At 68.4% G+C, this 20519-nt stretch carries 10 protein-coding genes; 1 reads left to right on the top strand and 9 read right to left on the bottom strand.

The window, feature by feature from the left end; all coding sequences use genetic code 11:
• Positions 1–28 precede the first annotated feature (28 nt).
• Positions 29–1699, top strand: coding sequence for an N-6 DNA methylase (locus KDK95_RS09915; RefSeq protein ID WP_212517773.1), 1671 nt, complete (start codon positions 29–31; stop codon positions 1697–1699).
• A 70-nt stretch (positions 1700–1769) separates the two neighbouring features.
• On the opposite strand, the gene KDK95_RS09910 is transcribed toward KDK95_RS09915, so the two are convergent.
• The 9 genes from KDK95_RS09910 to KDK95_RS09870 all read right to left on the bottom strand — a co-directional run bounded on the left by KDK95_RS09910 (position 1770) and on the right by KDK95_RS09870 (position 20468).
• Complete coding sequence (locus tag KDK95_RS09910; RefSeq protein ID WP_212517772.1) at positions 1770–5891, bottom strand: Eco57I restriction-modification methylase domain-containing protein; 4122 nt, start codon at positions 5889–5891, stop codon at positions 1770–1772.
• Positions 5891–8812, bottom strand: coding sequence for a DEAD/DEAH box helicase (locus tag KDK95_RS09905; RefSeq protein WP_212517771.1), 2922 nt, complete (start codon positions 8810–8812; stop codon positions 5891–5893). The genes KDK95_RS09910 and KDK95_RS09905 overlap by 1 nt, the downstream gene beginning before the upstream one ends.
• Positions 8813–15130, bottom strand: coding sequence for a protein kinase domain-containing protein (locus KDK95_RS09900; protein WP_249160813.1), 6318 nt, complete (start codon positions 15128–15130; stop codon positions 8813–8815).
• 628 nt (positions 15131–15758) lie between these two features.
• Entirely contained in the window at positions 15759–17081 is a 1323-nt protein-coding gene (locus KDK95_RS09895; protein WP_212517769.1) for a tyrosine-type recombinase/integrase, read from the bottom strand.
• Between the two features lie 138 nt (positions 17082–17219).
• Positions 17220–17630 (bottom strand): helix-turn-helix domain-containing protein, encoded by a 411-nt coding sequence (locus KDK95_RS37635; protein ID WP_212517768.1) that lies wholly within the window; start codon positions 17628–17630, stop codon positions 17220–17222.
• Positions 17627–18595 (bottom strand): adenine nucleotide alpha hydrolase family protein, encoded by a 969-nt coding sequence (locus KDK95_RS09885; RefSeq protein WP_249160810.1) that lies wholly within the window; start codon positions 18593–18595, stop codon positions 17627–17629. The genes KDK95_RS37635 and KDK95_RS09885 overlap by 4 nt, the downstream gene beginning before the upstream one ends.
• An 86-nt stretch (positions 18596–18681) precedes the next feature.
• Positions 18682–19173, bottom strand: a complete 492-nt coding sequence (locus KDK95_RS09880) for a hypothetical protein (RefSeq protein WP_212517767.1) — start codon at positions 19171–19173, stop codon at positions 18682–18684.
• Positions 19174–19206: 33 nt separating this feature from the next.
• Positions 19207–19485 (bottom strand): hypothetical protein, encoded by a 279-nt coding sequence (locus KDK95_RS09875; protein WP_212517766.1) that lies wholly within the window; start codon positions 19483–19485, stop codon positions 19207–19209.
• The gene (locus KDK95_RS09870) at positions 19482–20468 is read right to left on the bottom strand and encodes a TRM11 family SAM-dependent methyltransferase (protein ID WP_212517765.1); all 987 of its coding nucleotides are present in this window, start codon (positions 20466–20468) and stop codon (positions 19482–19484) included. Before KDK95_RS09870 ends, KDK95_RS09875 begins: the two co-directional genes overlap by 4 nt.
• Between the last annotated feature and the right edge of the window lie 51 nt (positions 20469–20519).

Below are 20519 nucleotides of genomic sequence, written 5' to 3'. Positions count from 1 at the left end.
ATGTAGGCTGCGCGTGTACACTTGGGGCATGACACGCGATGCTCGTTCGATGGCGGAACCCCTGCTCACCAGTGCTGAGGTTGCCCGGCTGGCCGGGGTGACCAGGGCCGCGGTGTCCAACTGGAGACGGCGCCATTCCGACTTTCCGCAGCCGGTGCGCAGCGGCTCGAACGGCCCGCTCTTTCCACTCAGCGAGGTCCGCGCGTGGCTCAAGCGCCAGAACAAGGGCAACGAGGTGACGGGCGAGGTACGCCTTTGGCAGGCTCTGCGCGCCGAGTTCGGCGACGATATGACCGCCGCAGTGACAGCCGTCGCTCGATATCTGAGCGAGAACGACGAGGCGGGAATCGGCACGCAGATCCAGACCATGGTCGACGAGCTCGCGGACGAGAGCGGCGCCGCGGGAGTTGTCGCAGGCCTTGCCGACCGGCTCCTGGACGCGGAATGCCGAGCTGGCTCCGGCCGTGTCACCCCGCCGCCTCTCATCAAGGCCCTCACTCACCTGGCCGCGAGCAGTACCCCGCCCAGTGTCATCCTGGATCCCGCCTGCGGCACAGGAACGCTGCTGCTGTCTGCCGCTGCGCTCGCCGCGCCTAATCGCCCGGTCGTGCTGCGCGGCCAAGATAAGGAACCGGGCCTCGCGGCTCTGACACGCGCCCGCGCCCTGGCGGCCGGTCGGACCGACGTCGAGGTCGAGGTCGGAGACTCCCTGCGGGACGACCGGTGGCCAAGCCTCCGTGCCGACCTCGTGGTATGCGATCCGCCCACCGCCGCCCCGGACTGGGGCCGCGAGCAGCTGCTCCTCGACCCACGTTGGGAGCTGGGCACACCCTCACGGGCTGAGAACGAACTCGCCTGGCTCCAACACTGCTACGCCCACACGGCTCCCGGCGGTCGTGCGCTGATCGTCATGCCCACATCGGTCGCCTATCGCAAAGCCGGACGGCGCATCCGCGCCGAACTCGTCCGCCGCGGCGCCTTGACCCAAGTCACCGCCCTGCCCCCCGGCATGTCCGCAGTCCACGCGCAACCCATCCACATCTGGCACCTGCAACGCCCCACAGCGCCGGCCGACACAGCCGGTCACGTACGCATGGTAGACCTCACGACTAACGCCGCAGACGGGCCATGGGATCCTGATCCGGCGCAGGTAGCGGAGGTACCGCTGATCGAGCTGCTCGATGAGACCGTCGATCTGTCGCCAGGCGGCTATGTCGGCACGCTGCACCGTGACTACCCCGTCGAGTACGCCGAGCTCCGGCATGAACTAACCGCGCTGGCCCGCGAGCTGCTTCAATCTCTTCCCGAGTTCGATCCCGGAGACGGAACAGGCACAGTCGAGGGGCCGGCCGTTAGCCTTGCCGAACTCGCCCGCGCGGGACTCGTCGATCTCGAGGCAGACGACCCCACGTCCACGAGCGAGCAGCTCGACACGGATTTCCTGCGCGGATTCCTGCACAGCCCCGGCAACACGCGTCGTTCAACCAGCGCCAGTGGCACCTACCGAACGGACACGCGCGCGGCACGGATTCCGCAGATGCCGGTGGAGCAGCAGCGCCGCTATGGCAGCGCCTTCCGGGCTCTCAACGAGTTCGAACAGCGCGCCCGCCGCCTGGCCGAACTCAGTACTCAAGCGCTAAACCTGGCACGCGAAGGCCTCGGCAATGGAGCACTAGAGCCACCGGCATCCGAAGACTGACGACGACGGACTGGTCAGCCGTACGCCACCAAACCCGGTGGCGTACGGCTGACCAGTCCGTACCCGGAGGTCAGGCCGCTGCCGAACAGGCCGGGTGTCGAGGTCCGAATCCTGGCGCCGGGGACAGGGTCGACGTGTAGTTGTCGCCGTCGCGCAGGGGAGACTCGAGGCCTGGCTTGGCGGGCGCCATTCGGTTGTACTCGGCCAGCACAAGTTTCTTTGTGCGGAACTTGCCGTACTTGTTGATCTCGTTATTCTTCAGACCGCCGCCGGAGTCGGACTGGAAGGTCTCCAGAATGTAGTCCGCGTCTTCGCGGCTGATCCCGTAGAGATGGAAGAAGTACGCGTCCAACTCGGCACGGATCTGCGCCCGACGATCCTCATCCCAGCAGAACGGCTCGCCCTGGTCGCCTAGGTCTCGAGCGAGAGCGGCCATGTCGTAGGCGGTGTAAACGAGCTCGAGGACACGTGGCGTGATGAAGCTTCTATGCGGCTCCATTATGTTCGGATCCGGTACCGGAAGCTGCTTCCAGACGAATAGCTTCATGTGAGCGTCGCTGATCTTCTGTCGACTCACGAAGTCGAAAACAAGCGAGCTTTGTGCGGCGATAAGTATTGAGATCAGGAATGGCGAAACCCGCGGCAACATAAGCGGAAAGGTGTGGCCGACGGCTGTGCGAGGTAAGAAAGCTGGGATTGCCGTGCGCTCATCAGTTGTGCGGCAGATATCGCGCCATCCGAGAAGCCAGTCGTGGTGCCAACGAAGGTCAGCAAGCCGCAGTTCTACACCAGGAATTTCTGTGTGCGCTCCTCTCCGGCGAGTTGCTACGGAGCCCTTGTCAGCAACCCAGTAGCGCGGAATCGCTGCTTCGGCAGGGTCGTGCTTCGCCGCATCAGGTACACGACGCACCCGATCGTCGTCCGCGGCGCCATAAAAAGAATTCCACCGGTGGTCATAGTGATGGAGCATCTTGCCCTCAAATAGCGGGAGCATACGTTCTTGATCCTTTAAGAAGACGTTGCCCCGTCGTTCCCATCCTTCGGCCTCAAGCTGATGCTGGCTGCGAAAGATGTCCGAGTCATCGGTCATGTTGAAGAGGTTCTTGAATGTGACGCCCCATGGGTTACCGGATCGTTCGCCTTCATTCCAAAACACTGGAAGGCGTCGGTAGATATCAAGGGTTAGATCGGCGTCACGCCTACGACGGAAGATGGGCAGTGTCCCCGTGTTGGGGTTGAGTAGCCTGATCTCATCTGGGCTCAGCTCGAATGTGCGGGAGGAGTCCCGTAGATCCGAGGTGTCCATCAGGAAGAACGCGAGTTGCGCCTTGGGTTCGTGTAAAGCACGGCCGACCAGCGACAGGAGGCAGAACTTATACCTGGAGTCGACTCCCTGGAAGATGGGCTTGCGGTTTTCGAAGTCGTACAGCGACGTGATCGCTCCACGTCGGGTGAAATCTTGGAAGAGGTACTGCGCGCCCGCTCCCGTGGCGATAGCGGTCGGGATGATGCAGCCGACGCGCCCATCCGTGGCAGCGATCGTCGCGAAGCGTTCGGCGAACAATTGGTCGGTCTGCAGAGAGTTGACACCCTTGACGCTGAGTCCCTTCGCGCAGAGCGGGAACGAGCCCGAGTCGCCCGCGAAATGAAATGTTCCCTTGACGGTGCGCCGCGCTTCGTGGTAGCGGTTGCCGGCTTCGGGGTTCTCGGTTCTCCACGTCTGGATGCGCGTGCGGCGTGCAGTACCCGCGATCGATGCGATCGACGGCTCGATGACGCTGAAGTACTTCTTGTCCTCGAAGTCGACCTTGTCCCACGGCGGGTTGCCGACCACGCAACTGAATCCGCCTTCCCAACCGGTCCTCGGGTCGGCAGACGACGTGCCCTCCCCGACGTTGAAGATTTCCGGGAACTCGAGGTGCCAGTGGAAGAACTGGTACTGCTTGTGCAGGCGTTTGACTTCGTCGCGGACGAGATCCGGGGTCACGATGTCAGGCGACTTCTGCAGCGCGTTGAAGACGTCGTGTGTGGGCGGGGCAGGGGCGTCCGTGGTCTTACGCCAGACGAAGGCTGAGCACCACACGTCCGCGATGTGACAGTCGCGAAGGTAGGCGGGGGAGCGGCGGAGCTCCCGGTATGCAGCCGCCTGGCGGCGGACGTCGCGAAGCGTGTCGGCCGGGGCGTGGGTGATGCGGCGTGCACTCGCGGCGATCGCCGTGTTTGCGGCCGTGAGGGCGACTTCGATATCGAAGAGGCTCTCCTGTTTCCCGCGCTCCTTCTCGTTTTGAACGGCGAAGGTCTTGGCGACCTTCGGATCGTCGCCTTCGATGGCCTTGAAGGCTGCGTCAGGGATTCCGGCTTCGAGGAGGGCAGGGGTTGCGCCGATCAGGCCGTTGCCGTGGAGGATGTGCGCGTCGAGGAAGCCGAGCGGCTTGCCGGGTTCGAGTGATTCGATCCACAGCGACATCTTGGCGAGATCAACGGCCATAGGGTTGAGGTCGACGCCGTACAGGCAGCGGGCGACGACTTCGTGCAGGGCGTGACGGACGGACTCGGCAGTAGGTTCCGGGTTGGCCTCGCGGACGGCGGCGATGCGCTTGGCGATGCGTCGTGCGGCGGCGACGAGGAAGTGGCCGGATCCGCATGCGGGGTCGCACACGGTCAGCGAGAGCAGTTCGGCGATGATCGCATCGCTGGCGTCTGCCTTGCCTTCTGCACTGGCGCGCTGTTCGCCGCGCTTGACCGCGTCGTCGATCACCGGATCGAGCGTCGAGTCGAGCAGGGTCTCAATCAGGGAGGCCGGCGTGTAGTAGGAGCCGGTCTTCTTGCGGTCGTTGCCGAGACGGTCGACGAGTTCGAAGGTGGAGTCGCTAGCGCTGTGCTGCGGGACGAGTTCCAGGAGCGATTCGTAGATGGAGCCGAGTTCTTCCGCGCCCATGTTGCGGTAGTCGACCTGCCGCCAGCGGGACGAGGATGCGTCGCGGACTCTGGAGAGGTGGCGGACTGCTTCGAGGAGGTGGGCGTTGGAGATGAGCGCTCCGTGCAGTGGGGCGTCTGCCTCGGTGTTGTCGAAGATGCCGCCGAGTCCGGGAAGGCCGAGGGCGGGCTTGCCGTCTTCGTCGCTGAGCGCGTCGAGGACGATGCGCAGGGTCTGGTAGAGGTCGGTGTGGGAGGTGCCGCGGCGGCGGGAAGCGAGTCGGCGCAGGCGGGAGGTGGAGAAGTAGACTTTGTAGCGCTCTCGGGCGAGGGCCGGCGTGTTCGGGGGGTGCAGGGCGTCGCGGTCTTCGGCGACGAACAGGAAGATCAGCCGGTACGCGAGGCGCAGGAGCGCGGCGTGGTATTTCTGAACGTCGAGGTCGCGGCGCAGCGCGGTGTTGGCGGGGTGCTGAAGGAAGCCGGTGCCCAGGGTCGTGATGGCGTTCTGGACGCCGTCGCGATGGTGGTCCAGGGCCCGGGTTCCGGTTTCGATCGCTTCCAGGCGCCATTTCTCGAGCCAGCATGCTGCAGGGGCCGCCTTTTCGGGTACTTCGAAGCGCGAGACGTGTGCCAGGCGGTAGAGCCGGACGAACTCGCTGAGCAGTTCGCCGTCGAAGATGGCTTCGAGGTCGAACTCGACGTACGCGGCGCTGGCCAGGGCGTTGGAGTCACGCAGCAACCGGAGTTGCCGGCCGTTGGTCAGCATGCCCCACAGGTGTGCGTCGGTGCGGTTGAGGCATTCCTGCAGGAGTGACTGCGGCGGGACGGTTCCGGGGCCGCCGGGGCGTTTGTCGAGCGTCGTGTTCCAGGCGGTGATGTGGATGGGTACGTGGTTCCAGCAGTGGCTGACGGGGAAAGTCTTGGTGCCGTCGTCGGCGGGGATGCCGGTGGCGGCGAGCGGGGTGAGCCGGCCGTAGCCGAGTTCGGCGAAGAGCGGCTCGATCCAGTCGCTGACGGCGGTGCCCGTCGGGTCGGGCGGTGTTTCGGCTTCAGGTGCCGGTTGGAGTTTCTCGCGTAGTTCGCGCCAGATCGCTTTGAGGTAGTCCCAGTGCCGTTCGGCTTCGTCGCGTACTGTGCGGGTGCCGATGATGTGGTAGGTGGCGGGTTCGCAGCCTGCGACGCTCTCTTCGGCGATGCGGGTGAGCATGTCGTTGGGCAGGAGCCCGCCGACGGTGTGCACGGCGGAGGAGACCTGGTTGCGGGAGGTGGCGGACATCAGGCGGTGCCTCCGGGTGCGGCGGGCAGGTAGACGTAGACGCCGAGGATGTCGGCGTGTTCGTGGACGGCGACTTTCAGGCCTTGGACGATTTCGCGGGAGGCGCGGCGCACCCGGCGGTGGGATTCGTAGAGGTCGTTGGCGAGGCGTTCGCCAACCGCGGCGAGGTGCCCCTCGGTCTCACTGAGCTGGCTCAGGATGCGGTCGATGGTGTTCTCGCCGAACAGCGGGTCGGTGTTCCGGGTGGCTGTGGCGTCGGTTAGGGCGCGGGCTTGCTCGGGGTCGAGCCAGGTGGCGCTGCGCGGGGATCCTTGGAAGGCGAGGAGGCGGGCGTCTTCGGCGACCAGTTGCCGTTCGCCGTGGCGGGAGGGCAGGGTGAGGTGGAATCGGTAGCGCACCAGCAGGAGTGTGGTGCGGACGGCAACCGCGTCGGTGGTGATCACTCCGCAGCGGCGGGCCGGTCGGGCGCCGTCGGTGTGCGGGTCGAGGGCGGCATTGAGGACGTGGCTGGCTAGGGCGCCGAGGACGGGGTCGGTGCGTACGAGGGCCGCTTCGCCGCGGGCGACGGCGGCGTCGGCGTAGAACGGGAGGTGTGCTGCGCGGTCGATGATGCCGCCGCCGAGAACGGGGGAGAGCGCATCACGCAGGCCGGCGGGTGTGCCGCTGAGCTCGGCGGTGAACTCGGGCGTGCGGGTTTCGCCGTCGCCGGGCTCTTCGCGCAGGATGGCGCCGAGGGCGGTGAGGGAGCGGTGGGCGAAGGCGCGGATTTCTCCGGGCTCGCCGAGTGCCTGGCGGATTTCGATGACTTCGCGGGCGACGTCCTGGGGGTGGATGGAGCGCTGGGCGAAGCGAGAGCGAGAGGTGCGTTCGCGCTCGACGGCTGAGTTCCATTCCTGCTCGAGGGCGGCGGCCTCCGCCTCGATCGGCTGGAGCGCTTCGAGGTCGAACAGGGTTTCTTGACCGGGTTTGGCGTCGCGCAGAAGCATCCATTCGAGGATCGCGTCGGTGACCGCCGTGGATGCCTCGTCGGGCACGGACACTGAGATACCGAGGTCCTTGCGGATCTGCCGGTGCTTTTTGATCAGGACTTCGAGGACCTTGCCGTCGATGCCGTTGTCGGCGCCGTACAGGGTGATCACGCGCACGACATCACGTTTCTGGCCGTACCGGTCGACGCGGCCTTCGCGCTGGTCGTGGCGGGTGGGGTTCCAGGCGAGGTCGTAGTGGACGACGGCGTCGAAGTGGTGCTGGAGGTTGACGCCTTCCGAGAGGCAGTCGGTGGCGATCAGGACGCGGCGCGCGTCGGGGTCGGTGCCGGCAGCGTCGGCGAGTTCTTCGATCCGGGCGATGCGCTGTTGGGGGGAGAGGGTGCCGGTGACGGCCTTGACGACGGTGTGGCGTCCGAGTTTGCCGTCGAGGTGTTCGGCGACGTATTCGGCGGTGGGGATGTAGCGGCAGAAGACGATCGGGTGGTGGCCGTCGTTGAGCAGGGCCTTGAGGTGTGTGATGAGGGCTTTGAGTTTAGCGTCGCCGGTCGGGCCTTCGAGGGCGGCGGCGCGGGCGGCGAGTTCGGCCAGCGGCCCTGGGGTGTCGCCGGGGTCGGCGCCGGGTGCCGCATCCAGGCCTTCGAGCGCGTCGTTCTCGGCCGAGTCCCAGGTCAGGGGGGCGCCGAGGCGGTCGGCTTCCTCGGCGGAGGCGGCCGCCGCGGTGGCCGAGCGGGTCCGCAGCGTCTGGGCTGCGGCGCGTGGGGAGGAGACTAGGGAGCGCAGCAGGGCGATGGCGGACCACCAGGCGATGCGCGCTTCGCGTTTGCCTTGGCTTCCAGCTGCAGTCACGCGTTCGCTCGCGTAGGTCAAGGCGTCTTCGAGCAGGGCACGGTAGGCGGGGGTGAGTTTGTAGGTCTCGTCCTTGAACTGGCGGTCGGAGGGGAAGGCGGTGGTTTCTTTCAGCCGGTCGTCGTCGAGGCCGTCTTCGGTGCTGAGGTAGTGGCGCACGTCGGCGCGCTTGCGTTGGACGAAGTGCTCTGCCAGGAGGCGCCGGCCGGTGTCGGTGTCCAGGTCGGCGTCCGCGAGTTTCGGGTTGACCAGGGCGAGCAGGTTGCGGAAGGCGGCTTCCTTGCCGCTGTGCGGTGTGGCGGTGACCAGCAGCAGGTGCCGGTCCGCCTCGGCGGCGATCAGTTTGAGCAGTTCGTAGCGCAGCTGGTTCTGGGAGCCGGTGCGCTCGTCGGCGGCGACGCAGGTGTGGGCTTCGTCGACGATGACCAGGTCCGGGCAGTAGCGCACGAAGTCGTCGCGGTGCCGGGTGGATTTGATGAAGTCGGTGGAGACGATGACGTTGGGGTGCTTGGTGAACAGCGACTGGCCGAGGTCGAGGTCGCGTTCGAGGCGCGAGACGGTGGAGGCGAGGACGAGCTCGGCGTCGATGGCGAACTTGGTGCGCAACTCCTGCTGCCACTGTTCGGCCAGCGCCGGGGCGCAGAGCACCGCCAGGCCCTTGGCGTCGCCTTGGGCGAGCAGTTCGCTGGCGATGAGCCCTGCTTCGACGGTCTTGCCGATCCCGACGTCGTCGGAGATCAGCATCCTGACGGTGGGTTGGCGCAGCGCCATCAGCAGCGGGACGAGTTGGTAGGCGCGCGGCTCGACGGCGATGCCCGCTAGCGAGCGTAGGGGGCCCGCGCCGGAGCGGAAGCCGATGCGCAGGGCGCTGCGCAGCAGCCCGGCTGCCTGGGCGTCGCCGAGGTCGCTAGCCTGGGGTGGGGCGAAGCTGGCGGTTTCGACCTCGTCGGGGAACGCGGCGGCGATCTCGTCGTCCGAGCCGCCGAGCGGGCGCAGCACGAGCAGGTCCTCGGCGGAGGCGGGCTGTACGACCCAGTCCCGGCCGCGCGCGGTGACCAGGGATCCGACGGCGAAGGTGGGGGGCATCTAGCGTGTCCTTGTCCGTGAATTCAGTCGGGGCCGGGTGGGTGTGCCGAAGTAGCGGGCGTGGCGTTCGACGATAGCCTGCCACTCGCCGTTGCTGGCCCCGCCGTAGCGGAAGCGCACCACGTCCCAGGAGTGGTCGTAGAGCCGTTCCTCGGCGTCCTGGTCGCGTTCGGCGATCGTGGCGTCGTCGTGGACGGGTCCGTCGACGAACACCGCGACGTTCGCGCCGGGCAGGCGGTAGACGAAGTCGGGGCGCGATGCGGCTTCGGGGATGTAGAGCTGCGCCGCGTCGGGCAGGCGCAGGCCGCGCTCCTTGAGCCAGGTGATCAGGTCGCGTTCGAGGCTGGTGTCGGACTGGGCGGCAAGCCGCGCGAGCTGCTCGGTGCGGGTTTCGCCGGCCGCGGTGCTCGCAGCATGGGAGTCGGCCAGCCGCAGCAGCAGGTCCTTGATCAGGTGCCGGTCGATCTGGCCGTGGTTGAGCTGGTTGCCGTAGGTCAGCAGGCAGTCGTAGCAGCCGCGGGCGCACGGCCGATCGGTGCCGGTGGCCGGGTCGGCAAGGTCGTTGCCGTGCTCGTCGAAGTGGCAGATCGCCAGGGCGTAGCGGGCGGCTCTGGCGAGCGCGTCGGGCTCGGCCTGCAGCCGCCGCAGCACGCCGGCGCCGCCTTCGGCGGCCTCGGTCAGCAGCATCCGTTCGCGCGGCCCCTCGTCGGGCGGAAGCAGTTCGCTGGTCAGCTCCGCGTCCTCGAGCTCGAAGGCGGCCTCGATGCCACGCTCGAGCGCGTACATCAGCGAAAGCGCCGCACCCTCCTCGAGCGGGGAAGCCAGCGTGAGCACCAGGATGTTGCGGCGGTCCTCGACGTAGGGGATGACGCGCTTTTTCTGGCGCTTCTCGTTGCCCTCGGCGTCAACGACGGGCATCTCGCTCGAGTCGCCGGAGGCTTCCGCGGCGTCCCGTTCGTTCATCCAGCGTCCGTCGCCGGGATCGAGCCAGAACCCGTCGGGCTCGCCCGGCTTGGCCCGCGCCCGTCCGAGGTTGGTGATCCGCACGGTCGCCGAATCCCCGTAGGAGATCGTCGCCAGCGTTCCGTGCGTGTCGGCGACCTGAGCGTCTTGGCGGCCCAGACGCGCACCGTGGTGGTGGAACCGATAGGAGGTGACCAGGCGGAACCCGGCGCGGCGCCGTTCTTCCTCGTCGGAGGAGATCCGCTCGCGGCGCGTGGTGTAGACGGTGTCGAGATGCATTAGTCCCACGGTCGGCGCGGAAAGCGGCATGCCACACATCTGGCAGCGGTCGGCGCGTTCGGCCGGGTCGTGGTGGTAGCCGCACTGCCCGCAGCGCATGGCCTCCGTGGTGACGACCTCGCCGGTCGAGCCGGGGGGCAGTTGGATGCGTGTGACCTGGTAGCGGGCGCCTTCGTGGTAGATCAGGGCGCCGGGGCCGAACTCGCGGATGGCCAGGAACCGGGGTCGCTGCAGGTAGTCGCCGTCGCCGAAGCGGCGCGCCGAGTCCGGGATGTAGGCGGCCAGCGGCAGGCGGGGGAAGGAGTAGCCGGGCAAGAACCCCTCGGAGGCCAGGTACCGGTACGGGTTGAAGTCCGAGAGCACCGACTTGGCATCCGGGGTTTCGTTCTTCAGCAGCCGCAGCTGGGTTTCGGCCGCGTCCCGGCGGCGCACGGCCAGGCGTCGGTCGCGTTCTGTCAGGCTGTGGTCGAGCACCCGCTTGTTCTGGGCGTGCTGGTCGTACAGGGCCGCGGTGTACAGTCCCCACCAGCGGCGGAAGGCCTGCTTGAACATCTCCGGTGCGAGTCGGACGCGCTGCTCGATCCACGACTCGTCCCACCAGATCGTCTTGGCGAACTCGGGCAGGAGCGCGCCGAGGACCCGGTAGGCGGCTTCGATGGTGCGCGCCTGCGCCCCTGGATCGGCGATCTTCGCCGTGACGTGCTCGTGCAGGGCGAGATCGGTGGGAATCTGGCCCGAACCCTCGGTCTGGCCGATATCGACGACCTCCGGGATGGCGCGGCCGAGTTGCAGGTCGGTTTCGGCCAGCCAGATGCCGTGCAGGTGCGAGAGCACCAGGTCCTCGTTCGACAGGTCCAGGCGCGGCGGGGCGACGGATCCGGCGACCATGAGCTCGGAGCGGCGGAAGTAGTACTGGTCGTGGCTGTTGCCGGTCGCGCAGTAGGTGGTCACCAGCGCGGGTTGTCCGCTTCGCCCGGCCCGACCAGAGCGCTGGGCGTAGTTCGCGGGGGTCGGCGGGACGTTGCGCATCATCACGGCGTTGAGCGAGGAGATGTCCACGCCCAGTTCCATCGTGGGCGAGCAGTAGAGCAGTTTGAGGTCCGCGCGGCGAAATGCCTGCTCGCGCTGCTCGCGGGTGGCCGGGTCGACCTGGGCGGTATGCTCGCGGGCGTACAGGCCCGCCAGCGCGCCCGCTCCGCTGCGGTACAGGTCGCGGAAGAAGGTATTCACGCGCGGGCCGTCGCCGCTGGCGTAGGTGCGGGTGAGCGGGTCGTGCGAGCCGGTCTCGCCGGCCCCGGCGCGCCAGATCAGCGCGGCGGCGGCCACCTGGTAGCCGGTGATAGCCGGTCCTGACGGTCGGTGGAAGCCGCGCGCCTGCGCCGGGGCGTTGGTGACCGTCGTTACCAGGCCGGCCCGGGCGAGCACCTGCAGGAGTTGCTCGATGACCGCCTGCAGGTCGTCGCGGTCCAGCGCCCGGAATGTCTCGTCGGCGCGGCGCAGGTACTTGCCGTACTTCCCGCGGGCTGAGAGGAACAGCCCGGCGCGGTCCATGCCCGGCCGGGACGGCTGCGGGTAGGCGGTGCCGACCTTCGGCCGGTCGCTGCGGGTGAGCACCCACGGGTCGATCAGCCGCTCCTCGCTCGCGCGCTGGAGCACCTCGAAGTCGTCGCGGAAGTACTGCACGTCGATCGCCAGGTTCCGGCGCATCTCATCGAGCAGCGCCGTCATCACCTCCGCCCGCAGCGCCGGATCCGCCTCCCGCAGCGCGCGGTGCGTGCCCTGCCAGCGCTCGTCCTCGCCGGCAAGCCAGTGCAGATCCGCATAGCCGATCGTGAGCAGGCCCGTCTGCTCGAGGTTGGGCATCGTCACCCGCCAGCCGCGTTCGAGGTCGAGGTACAGGCGGAAGGCGACCACGTCGCGCAGCGTCTTGGCGGCGTTGCGGGCCAGGGCGGGGGAGAGGTCTGCTTGCCCGGTGTAGGCGATCGGCTTGAGGTCGAGGATCTCCGCGACGCGCGTGGCGAGCTCCTCGTGCGCGATGCCCGCAGACCCGGCGGCGAGCACGGCCTGGTACAGGGCGCTGCGCAGCTGGGTGACCTGCGCGAAGTCGTTGAAGTGACCGGCCTGCAGCGAAGCGTCCTGCCGGTTGTCGACGAAGGTGAGCAGCTTGCGCGCCGCCTTGTCGAGCGCCTGGTCCGGGACCGCGTCGAGCGAGCGGACGATCGAGGCGGACACCAGGGACGTCGCGGACGAGCGGCCCTCCTGATCGAGCGTGGCGAGTTTCGCGAAGTCCTTACCGCGGGTCTGCTCGTAGCTGACGTTGCAGTGCGGGCAGAACAGGAACGGCGCGGGAATGAACGCCGCCTGAAGCTCCCCGCGCCCCTCGGTTCCGTACGCATCGACGGTCACCGCGACCGGCAGCCGGTCGCGATAGGACTTCGCGACCACTTCCTGACCCTTGTCATCGATCTCCAGCCAGGACTCAGGAAGGCGCCGCTCGGCCACCGCCTGTTCGGCCGAGGCGGGCCAGGGCCGGTCCGCGTCGATGTAGAGGTAGCCATCGCCCGCCCTGCCGCCGGTGGCCATCGTGTCCCGGCGCGGCTCGTAAACCGTGTCGCCGCCCTTGACGGTCCGCCACACGGTCAGGTACTCCTGACCGCACTCGCGGCAGAACGCGAGCGGCACCAGGATCTTCCCGCCGGAACCGGGCTGCTCGCGCTGGTAGGTGCGCGTGCGATGCCGCACCTCCGGGTCCTCCAACGTGACATACACCGTGTCGCCCTTGGACAGGAACTGGTGCAGCCGGAACGCGAACAGCGGTCGACCCGTGACCGGGTGCTCGGCCTGCGATCCAGCCTCGAGGGTCGCGCGAATCGCCGCGGCGCACACGGAGGCCTCCACGCCGCTCTCGGCGGACAAGGCCGCGGCGGCGTCCGCGACCGTGGCCGGCCTCTGCCGCACCAGCCTGCCCTCCTCATCGGTGGTCAGGCCGAAGAACGACTCGATCCAGCAGGCGAGCGGATCGGCCACCAGTTCGTCATAGCTGCGCGGCGCGCGCGCAGCACGCAGCCGGGCAGCCGGGACGGCCGCAGGAGCGGCGGCGGTCGCACGCACGAGCGTCTCGCCGATCACCCGCTCGGGATCGACCGCGGCGCCGAAGAGTTTGCCGGCCACCTGCGCGACCGCCAGCTTCCGCTCGGCCGCGTTGCCCTCCGTGGACATCGTCGCCGACGTGCCCACACACTGAAGGTTCTCCGCCTGGCAGCCCTCACGCACCCGCCGCACCAGCAACGCGACATCCGCGCCCTGCCGACCGCGGTAGGTGTGCAGCTCATCGAGAACCAGGAACTCCAGCCCGGCCGCCATCCGGATCAGCGACTGCCGGTCAGCGGGGCGGGTAAGCATCAGCTCAAGCATGACGTAGTTGGTCAGCAGGATGTCCGGCGGGTTGTCGCGGATCTCCTTGCGCCGCGCGTCATCCTCCTGCCCGGTGTAGCGCGCGAAGGTGACCGGCTCATGACCCTCCCCGTATCCGTCGCGCAGGTACTTGCGCAGCTCACCGAGCTGGCTGTTGGCCAGCGCGTTCATCGGATACACGATGATCGCCCGCACCCGCCTGCGCGCCCCGGGCCCTTCGGCCTCACGCTCGCGCAGCACCCGGTCAACGATCGGGACGATGTAGCCGAGCGACTTACCCGATCCAGTGCCCGTGGTCAGCACATAGCTCGCGCCGGTCTTCGCCGCCTCCAGAGCCTCAAGCTGGTGGCGGTGCAGGCTCAGCGGCCGCCCGTCGCACACCGTCTTGTCGGGGCGCTTACCGAACTGAAAGATCTTCGCGCACTCGGCATGCAGCACGCCCTGCGCAGCCAGTTCGGCGACCGTCCCCGCCGAGGCGAAGAACGGGTTGAGCGAGAGCCACGGCTCAGGCCACTGAGACTTGGCGTCCAGATCCTGCTGAACGAACGCACGAATGCGCTCGTCGCGAATGGTCGTACCGCCCTCGGTGAACGCGCGATAGTCGTCGATCAGCTTCCTGTGAACCTCGAACACATCCATGCCGGGCGCGCTCGGCAGCACAAACTCGCCGCCAGAGCCCGGATCGGCCGACGCCGCCGCGTGCGTGACGAGCGTGGCGAGGTAGGCAGTCGGATCGAGCTCGGCCCAGTCAGCGACCCCGGAAGAGATAGGCGCTTCCTGGGCGATCTCGAGCAGCGACTCGCGCACCGCGACCGCGTCGACGGGCCGGTCCTCGGGCTTCTTGGCCAGCAGCCGCTCAACCAGCCGAGCAAGCTCGAGGGGGATGTCGCCGCGGATCAGCCGCAGCGGGGGCGGGGTGTCCTGACGGTGCTTCATACCGAGCTCGAACGCGCTCTGCGAGACGAACGGCGGCACCCCGACGAGCAGCTCGTAGAGCACACAGCCGAGCGCGTACAGGTCCGCCGACGGGGTCACCCGGCTCACCTCGAACTGCTCGGGCGCCATATACCGGGCAGTACCGACCGTCATCCCCGTACTCGTCAAGCGGGTGCCCTCGGGATCATCCGCGAGCCGACCCATTCCGAAGTCCAGCACCTTCACGATCCCGCCGCGTGTCAGCATCACATTCGCCGGCTTGAGGTCCCGGTGCACAACGCCCTCGGCGTGGGCGGCTGTAAGCCCGGCAGCGATCTGGGCGCCGACCGCCGCCGCCCACGCGATCGGAAGCTGCGGCTCCTCCGCGATCAGATCGGCCAGGGTCCGGCCGTCCAACAGCTCCATGGCCAGGTACGGAAGCCCGCCCAGCCGCTCGTCCACGCCGCCATCGACGATCCGGGGAAGATTCGGGTGCCCAAGCACGCGCATGATCCGCACCTCGCGCGCGAACCGTTCCACCGCCTTGGCATCAGCCTGCGAGTCGAACGAGGCGCCAGAACGGCGACGCAGCAGCGTCTTGACCGCCACGAGACGGTCAGCTGAGCCTTCCGGCGCGTGGAGATCCTCGGCTCGATAGACCTCACCGACGTTGCCGCGGCCCACCACACCCTCGAGGCGGAATCGCCCAGCGATACTCTCCCGGTCCACGGGCACTCCCTTGCTCATCGACCAGCACCCCAGGTGCCGCGCTTCCCATTCTCGTCCCAACCCCCGGACTCCGGTGCCCGAAGGCTGGGCGAACGAGGCCTTACGCTCCGCCACTGTACACGAAGTTGCCGCTAATGGATACTCTTCGAGCTGTTTACTTAGTAAACACACAGGAGGTGGCTGTGATCGCTCCGCGTCGCCCCGCGTCCCGCCGTGTCACACGTGCTACGGCGCGGCGAGCGCCAAGGCAGCCTGTTGCGGACACCTGTCAGGTCGACGCGTGGCTGGATGGTGGCGCCTCGTATCGACGAACATTGCGAAAGTGAACATACACCGACGCCATGGGCGGCGCTGTGACCTCGCGGGATGGGCGGCTATGGGGACGATCCGGCGGAGATGTGGTCGATCGCGCCGCCCCGGCACAAGTCCAAGAGCCTGCCCGCACCCGTTCGTAACGGCTGCGTGCAGCGCGATCTGTCACGTATTGCGCGTGGCCGCCACAGGGCGCATGGCGCTCTGCCATGCGATCGTCGGTCCCGACATGGCGGGGGACTACCCGGGCCCCGATGGCTGGGGCGCGCAACGGAACGCTCACACGCCGGTGCGGGACCGTGCGCGCGCTCGCCTGCGGTCTGTGCCGAGCCGATTAGACGGCGTGGCCCGGTGTCTTCGGCAGCGCGGCGAACTCGCGTACGGATTGCTGGTAGCGGGTTTCGAGCTTGTCGAGCAGGGTGTTGGTCATGGCGGGGGTGATGTGGGAGTAGCGGTCGCCGATGCTGGGGGTGGCGTGGCCGAGTCGCTTGTCCTGGACGAAGCCGTCGATGCCGTCTTCTTTCATCCAGGTTTTGTGCGAGTGGCGCAGCCCGTGGAAGGTCATGCCGGGGGTGATCGGCTCGCGACGGTCGGGGTTGTCGTGGCTGGGTACACCGCCGGCGGCGGGGTCCCAGACGCGTTGGCGGAAGTTGGAGCGGCGCAGGTAGGCGCCGCGCGCTCCGGTGAAGACGGTGTCGTGGCGGGCGACGGCGAGCTTGGTGGTGAGGAGTTTCGCGAGGAATGGTGGGATGGGGATGGTGCGCACGGAGTTCTCGGTCTTGGGCACATCGAGCCATACCTTCCCAGCGAGCTCGCGCAGGTTGCCCTCGTCCGGGTCGATGACGATCTCCGGGGTGTCCTGATCGAGCAGGACGTTGTGCCAGGCGAGCGCGGCGAGTTCGCCCCACCGCATGCCGGTGTAGGCGGCGGTGATGACCATGGCGGCCGAGAGCGGGTCCATGCGGTCGGCGATCTGCAGGACCTGCAGCGGGGTCGCGATGACCTTCTCGTCGCGCTTGCGGTGGGAAAGGCGCAGCCCCTGGCAGGGGTTTGCCAGCACGTGCCGGTCGTTTGCGGCCTCCGCCATCACGGTGGAGAGCAGGGTGAGGATGGAGTGGGCGCTGGAGGTGGCCATGCGCTCGGTCAGCTCCTTGGCCCAGGCCTTGACCTCGATCCTGGTGATGGCCGCGATCGGGGTCGCGCCGAACTTGGGCAGGATGTGCAGGCGCAGGTGGGATTCGTATCTGGCCGCGGTCGTGGGGGCGACCTGGTGTGCACGGCTCCACGTCTCGACCCACTGACCGAGGGTGAGCGGCCCGGTGGTGGCCGTCAGATTCACGGGTGATTCCTGGCGCGGGCGTTTGGGCGCGGTGCGGCGCGCCGGACGGATGGGTGCGGGGATCACGGCACCAAACCCGACGGTGGGCATGGAGACGGCGGTCTCGGAGGGGGGCGGCGTGAGCGCCGGATCGCAGTCCGCATGCGTCGCCGAAGCCCGGTCCGGCGTGGGGGCGGGGCCGGTGGGGTCGGCGTTGAAGTTCTTGGCGTGGCGGCGTGCTTCGATCTTGGTGTCGTAGCGGCCGAGGGTTTCGACGGTGCCGTCGGGGTGGCGGTGCCGGACGCGGAATCCGGCGCCCTTGGGTTCGACCCATGCCATGCGGTGTGCTCCTGGAAAGTGGTTCTCGGGGCGAACGCTTCCGCGTTCGGCTCCCGCCGGGCGGCGGGCGGGTCCATCCACGCTCGCCGCCCGGCGGGGATCAAGTCCTTGTGTTCTTCGTGATGTGTGGAGGCATTGCTATTCCGAGCGGGGTCCGAACGCGTTGTCGGCGATGATCGCGTGCAGGTCGGCGTCGGAGAAGCGCAGGTGCTTGCCGAGATAGGTGCACGCGATCTCGCCTTCAGCCGCGGCCCGTCGGAGCCACGAAGGGCGTACGGTGAGCAGTACTGCGGCTTGTTCCGGCGTATAAAGCAGTTGCCGGATGCCGTGCGGAGTGCATGGGAAAAGCTCTAGGCCGGGAACGGCACTCGTCTGATTAGCTTGCTCGCGTTCTGGTTCCGGAGTGAGATCCGAGCGGCCCGGGAGGTCGGCGAGCGGATGGTGAAAGCCCGTTCTGCCGCCATCGACATGCAGCCCGCGTGATCGCGCATCGGATGGGGCGGTGCCGTGCGAGTTCTGGCCGGTTCCGAGGATCCTGGAGCCGCTCACGCTGCCCTCCCGAGCGGTTGTGCCTGACCCGGTTCCCGTGCGATCGATGATCCTGAACGGCACGCCCACGGGGAGCAGCCGTCGGGGTCGCCTTCCCACCTCTCGCTGGTGTCGACGAGGCGTAGGTGCCGGAACTTCCGGTCCACTCGGGGCGGGTCGATGGGTGCTTCGTCGAGGGGTTTGAGGGAGGGGTGCAGGTATGCCTGGCCGCGCAGGGGGATGCCGTTGGCGTTGGCGCGGGCGGAGCCTGCGCGGATGGCGCGGTCGAATTCGACGGCCTGCTGCCACTGTTCGGGGTGCCCGTCTCGGAGGGTTCTCCAGCCTTTGTCGCTGGTGTAGGGGCAGCCGACGCAGGCGCTGCGTGAGACGGCGGAGAAGCCGTGCTTGGCGAGGTAGTTCTCGCAGTCGGTGCGCGACATTCCGAGGTCGAGGAGTGGGAAGATGTTGCGGGCGTAGGAGACGCCGGAGTCTTTCGCGCGGTGGATTTCGTCGGTGGAGATCCCGACCCACTGCTCGAGGAACAGGCCGCGCTTGGTGCGTCCGACCCGGCCTTCGGGCAGTTGTTCGGCGCCGAGCCGGCGGCGCGCTTCAGCGAGCAGCACCTTGATCTTGTAGGTGGAGGTGCACTGGCGCCGGAGCATGCCCCGGCTGCCGTCCTTGTTCTTCACGAACAGCGGCATCGTCGAGAAGCGCGAGTGCGGGTCGAGGGCGTCGTGGCGGATGTCGCCGGCCGAGAGGCGCACGATCGGGATACCTGCGGGGTTTGCTACTTCGCGTTCGAGGCGGTCGAGTGCGGCGTAGGTTTCGGGTCGTTCCCATCCGGGGTCGGCGAAGGCGGCGTAGTCGAGCTTGGGCAGGACTCCGTGGGCGGAGAGCAGGAGCAGGGCGCTGGATTGGACGCCGGCGCCGAGCGAGAGGGCCTGGAACAGCGGCGCGGTGGGAGTTGTGGAGGGGGTGCGAGGCAACAGCGAAGACCTTTGTTCGAAGCGGTCAGACCCGGTGGAACCCGGTGCGCGGCGGGGGTGATCCCGTCCCGCACCAGGCGGTGCGGCTACCGGGGCTCGGCGGGCTCGGCGTGGGTCGGACGGGCCTTTTGTCGCGCCGCGGTCGCGGCGGCGGCGATGGCCGCGGATCCGAGGAAGAAGGCCCAGTCAGAGGCGGAGTGGCCGTCGTTGACCGCGCGGACCAGCGCCGGGGCATGGTTGGCGATGACGGTGAGGCTGACCCCGTCGCGCCAGAGCAGGAGGGTGACCGCGGCGATGTCGCCGAGGTATCCGACGGCGAATCCGAGCACGGCGGCCAGCACCGGAAACCACGGGCGGCGGGCCGGGGTGGAGGTGAGCGCGAGGGCGATGGCGGCGCCGATGAGGGGCAGCACGATCGTGTAGTGCCGCCCGGTCAGCCCGGACAGAAGGACCCATCCGGCGGTGAGGATCGCGCTGGCGCCGACCGCGACGGCGACTGCCTTCTGCGCCTGGTCGGCGTGGTTCGCGGGGGCGGGCGCTACCCGTTGGGGCGTGTTCGGTGGGGTGTTTTCAGGCATGGATCTCCCGTGAGCGTGGCGTGTCGGCGGTGGTTAGCGGGGCGGGTTGTCGAGGATCGCGGTGCCGGGTCCGCCTAGGTCGGTGAGCAGCCGGGCGTGGGCGCGGCACAGGCGAAGTCCGCGGGTGCGCGGGGTGTTTCCGGTGGCGATCGCGGTGTTCGGGCAGCGGGGGTGGGCCCGGAATCCGGGCCAGGCGCGGCGGCATCGTCGGCACCACGGCCCGGTGGGGTCGGCGATGAGCGGGACCTGGCAGTGCGGGCACATCGGCGGTTGGCCGGCGCAGACCCGGTCCGGCTCGCCCGGTACGCTCACGCCGTCCTCGAGGTGCAGCAGGCGTCCACCCAAGGATCTGCGTCGTCCGCCTCGATGCCCGGGTGCAGCAGCGGCAGCGCGGCGCCTTCGTTGTCGCGTCCGCTCGGATTCGGGTCCTTCTGGAGCAGGATCAGGTCCTCGTGGACGATGACGGACTGGGGTTCGCCGGCGTCACGGGCGGTGCGGATGTTGTGGAGTTGGAAGAAGGACGGGCGCGCGATCTGCTGCCCGTCGCGGATTCCGGCGAGCAGTGCGACGCACCGGGCGACAGGGGTGAGCCCGGCGATCTCGCCGGCGTTCAGGACTTCGCCGGGCAGGTCGATCAGGGCGCCGTGTGCGCGCCACGGCCGGGCGGTGATGGCGATGATTCCGCCGTCGCGCAGCAGGGCCGCGCAGCCTTCGAGGATCCGCGCGAAGCCCTCGATCAGCTCGTGTACCGGGAGGTGGGCGAGGTTGCCGCGGTCGCGGGAGTAGGTGTAGTCGAACTTCTTCACCCCGCGTTGTCCAGTCTCGGCGGTGGAGCGGACCTGCCCGTGCAGGGAGGCTCCGTAAGGCGGGGAGGTGATGACCAGCGCCGCCGTTCCGAGCAGTTCGGTGGGGGTGAGTGCGGCGATGTTCCGCGCATCTCCGGCCACGATCCGGGTCTCGCCGGTGGCGCCTTGGGCGCGGGCGTGGGCGAGGTTTTTCTCGGCGAGCTTGGCCCAGCGCGGCTCGTACTCGACGCCGAAACCGCGCCGATTCAGGTGGCTTGCTTCGACGAGGGTGGTGCCGATTCCGCACATCGGATCGATGACGAGGTCGCCGGGTTCGGTGTAGCGCTCGATGGCTTCGCGGGCGATCGCCGGGAGCATTTTCGCCGGGTGGGCGACGGAGGCGGGCAGGTAGCGGCCGGAGCGCTGGGCGCGGGAGTTGCGCTGCGCGGTGAGCCACACGGTGGCCCCGAGCCGGTCGGTTCCGGGACGGTGGGCGGGGGTGTCAGGCACGCGGCTCCTTGCCGGTGAGGGTCGTGATGACCAGGTCGATATGGGCGGGGG

This window comes from Actinospica acidithermotolerans (assembly GCF_018139625.1).
Classification (GTDB): Bacteria; Actinomycetota; Actinomycetes; order Streptomycetales; family Catenulisporaceae; genus Actinospica; species Actinospica acidithermotolerans.
This window is presented reverse-complemented; position numbering and strand designations above follow the sequence as displayed.

Excerpts from the sequence above, each read along its gene's own strand:
- KDK95_RS09915 (WP_212517773.1), top strand. The coding sequence starts at position 29 with ATGACACGCGATGCTCGTTCGATGGCGGAACCCCTGCTCACCAGTGCT.
- KDK95_RS09910 (WP_212517772.1), bottom strand. The coding sequence starts at position 5,891 with ATGTCCGCCACCTCCCGCAACCAGGTCTCCTCCGCCGTGCACACCGTC.
- KDK95_RS09905 (WP_212517771.1), bottom strand. The coding sequence starts at position 8,812 with ATGCCCCCCACCTTCGCCGTCGGATCCCTGGTCACCGCGCGCGGCCGG.
- KDK95_RS09900 (WP_249160813.1), bottom strand. The coding sequence starts at position 15,130 with ATGAGCAAGGGAGTGCCCGTGGACCGGGAGAGTATCGCTGGGCGATTC.
- KDK95_RS09895 (WP_212517769.1), bottom strand. The coding sequence starts at position 17,081 with ATGGCATGGGTCGAACCCAAGGGCGCCGGATTCCGCGTCCGGCACCGC.
- KDK95_RS09880 (WP_212517767.1), bottom strand. The coding sequence starts at position 19,173 with ATGCCTGAAAACACCCCACCGAACACGCCCCAACGGGTAGCGCCCGCC.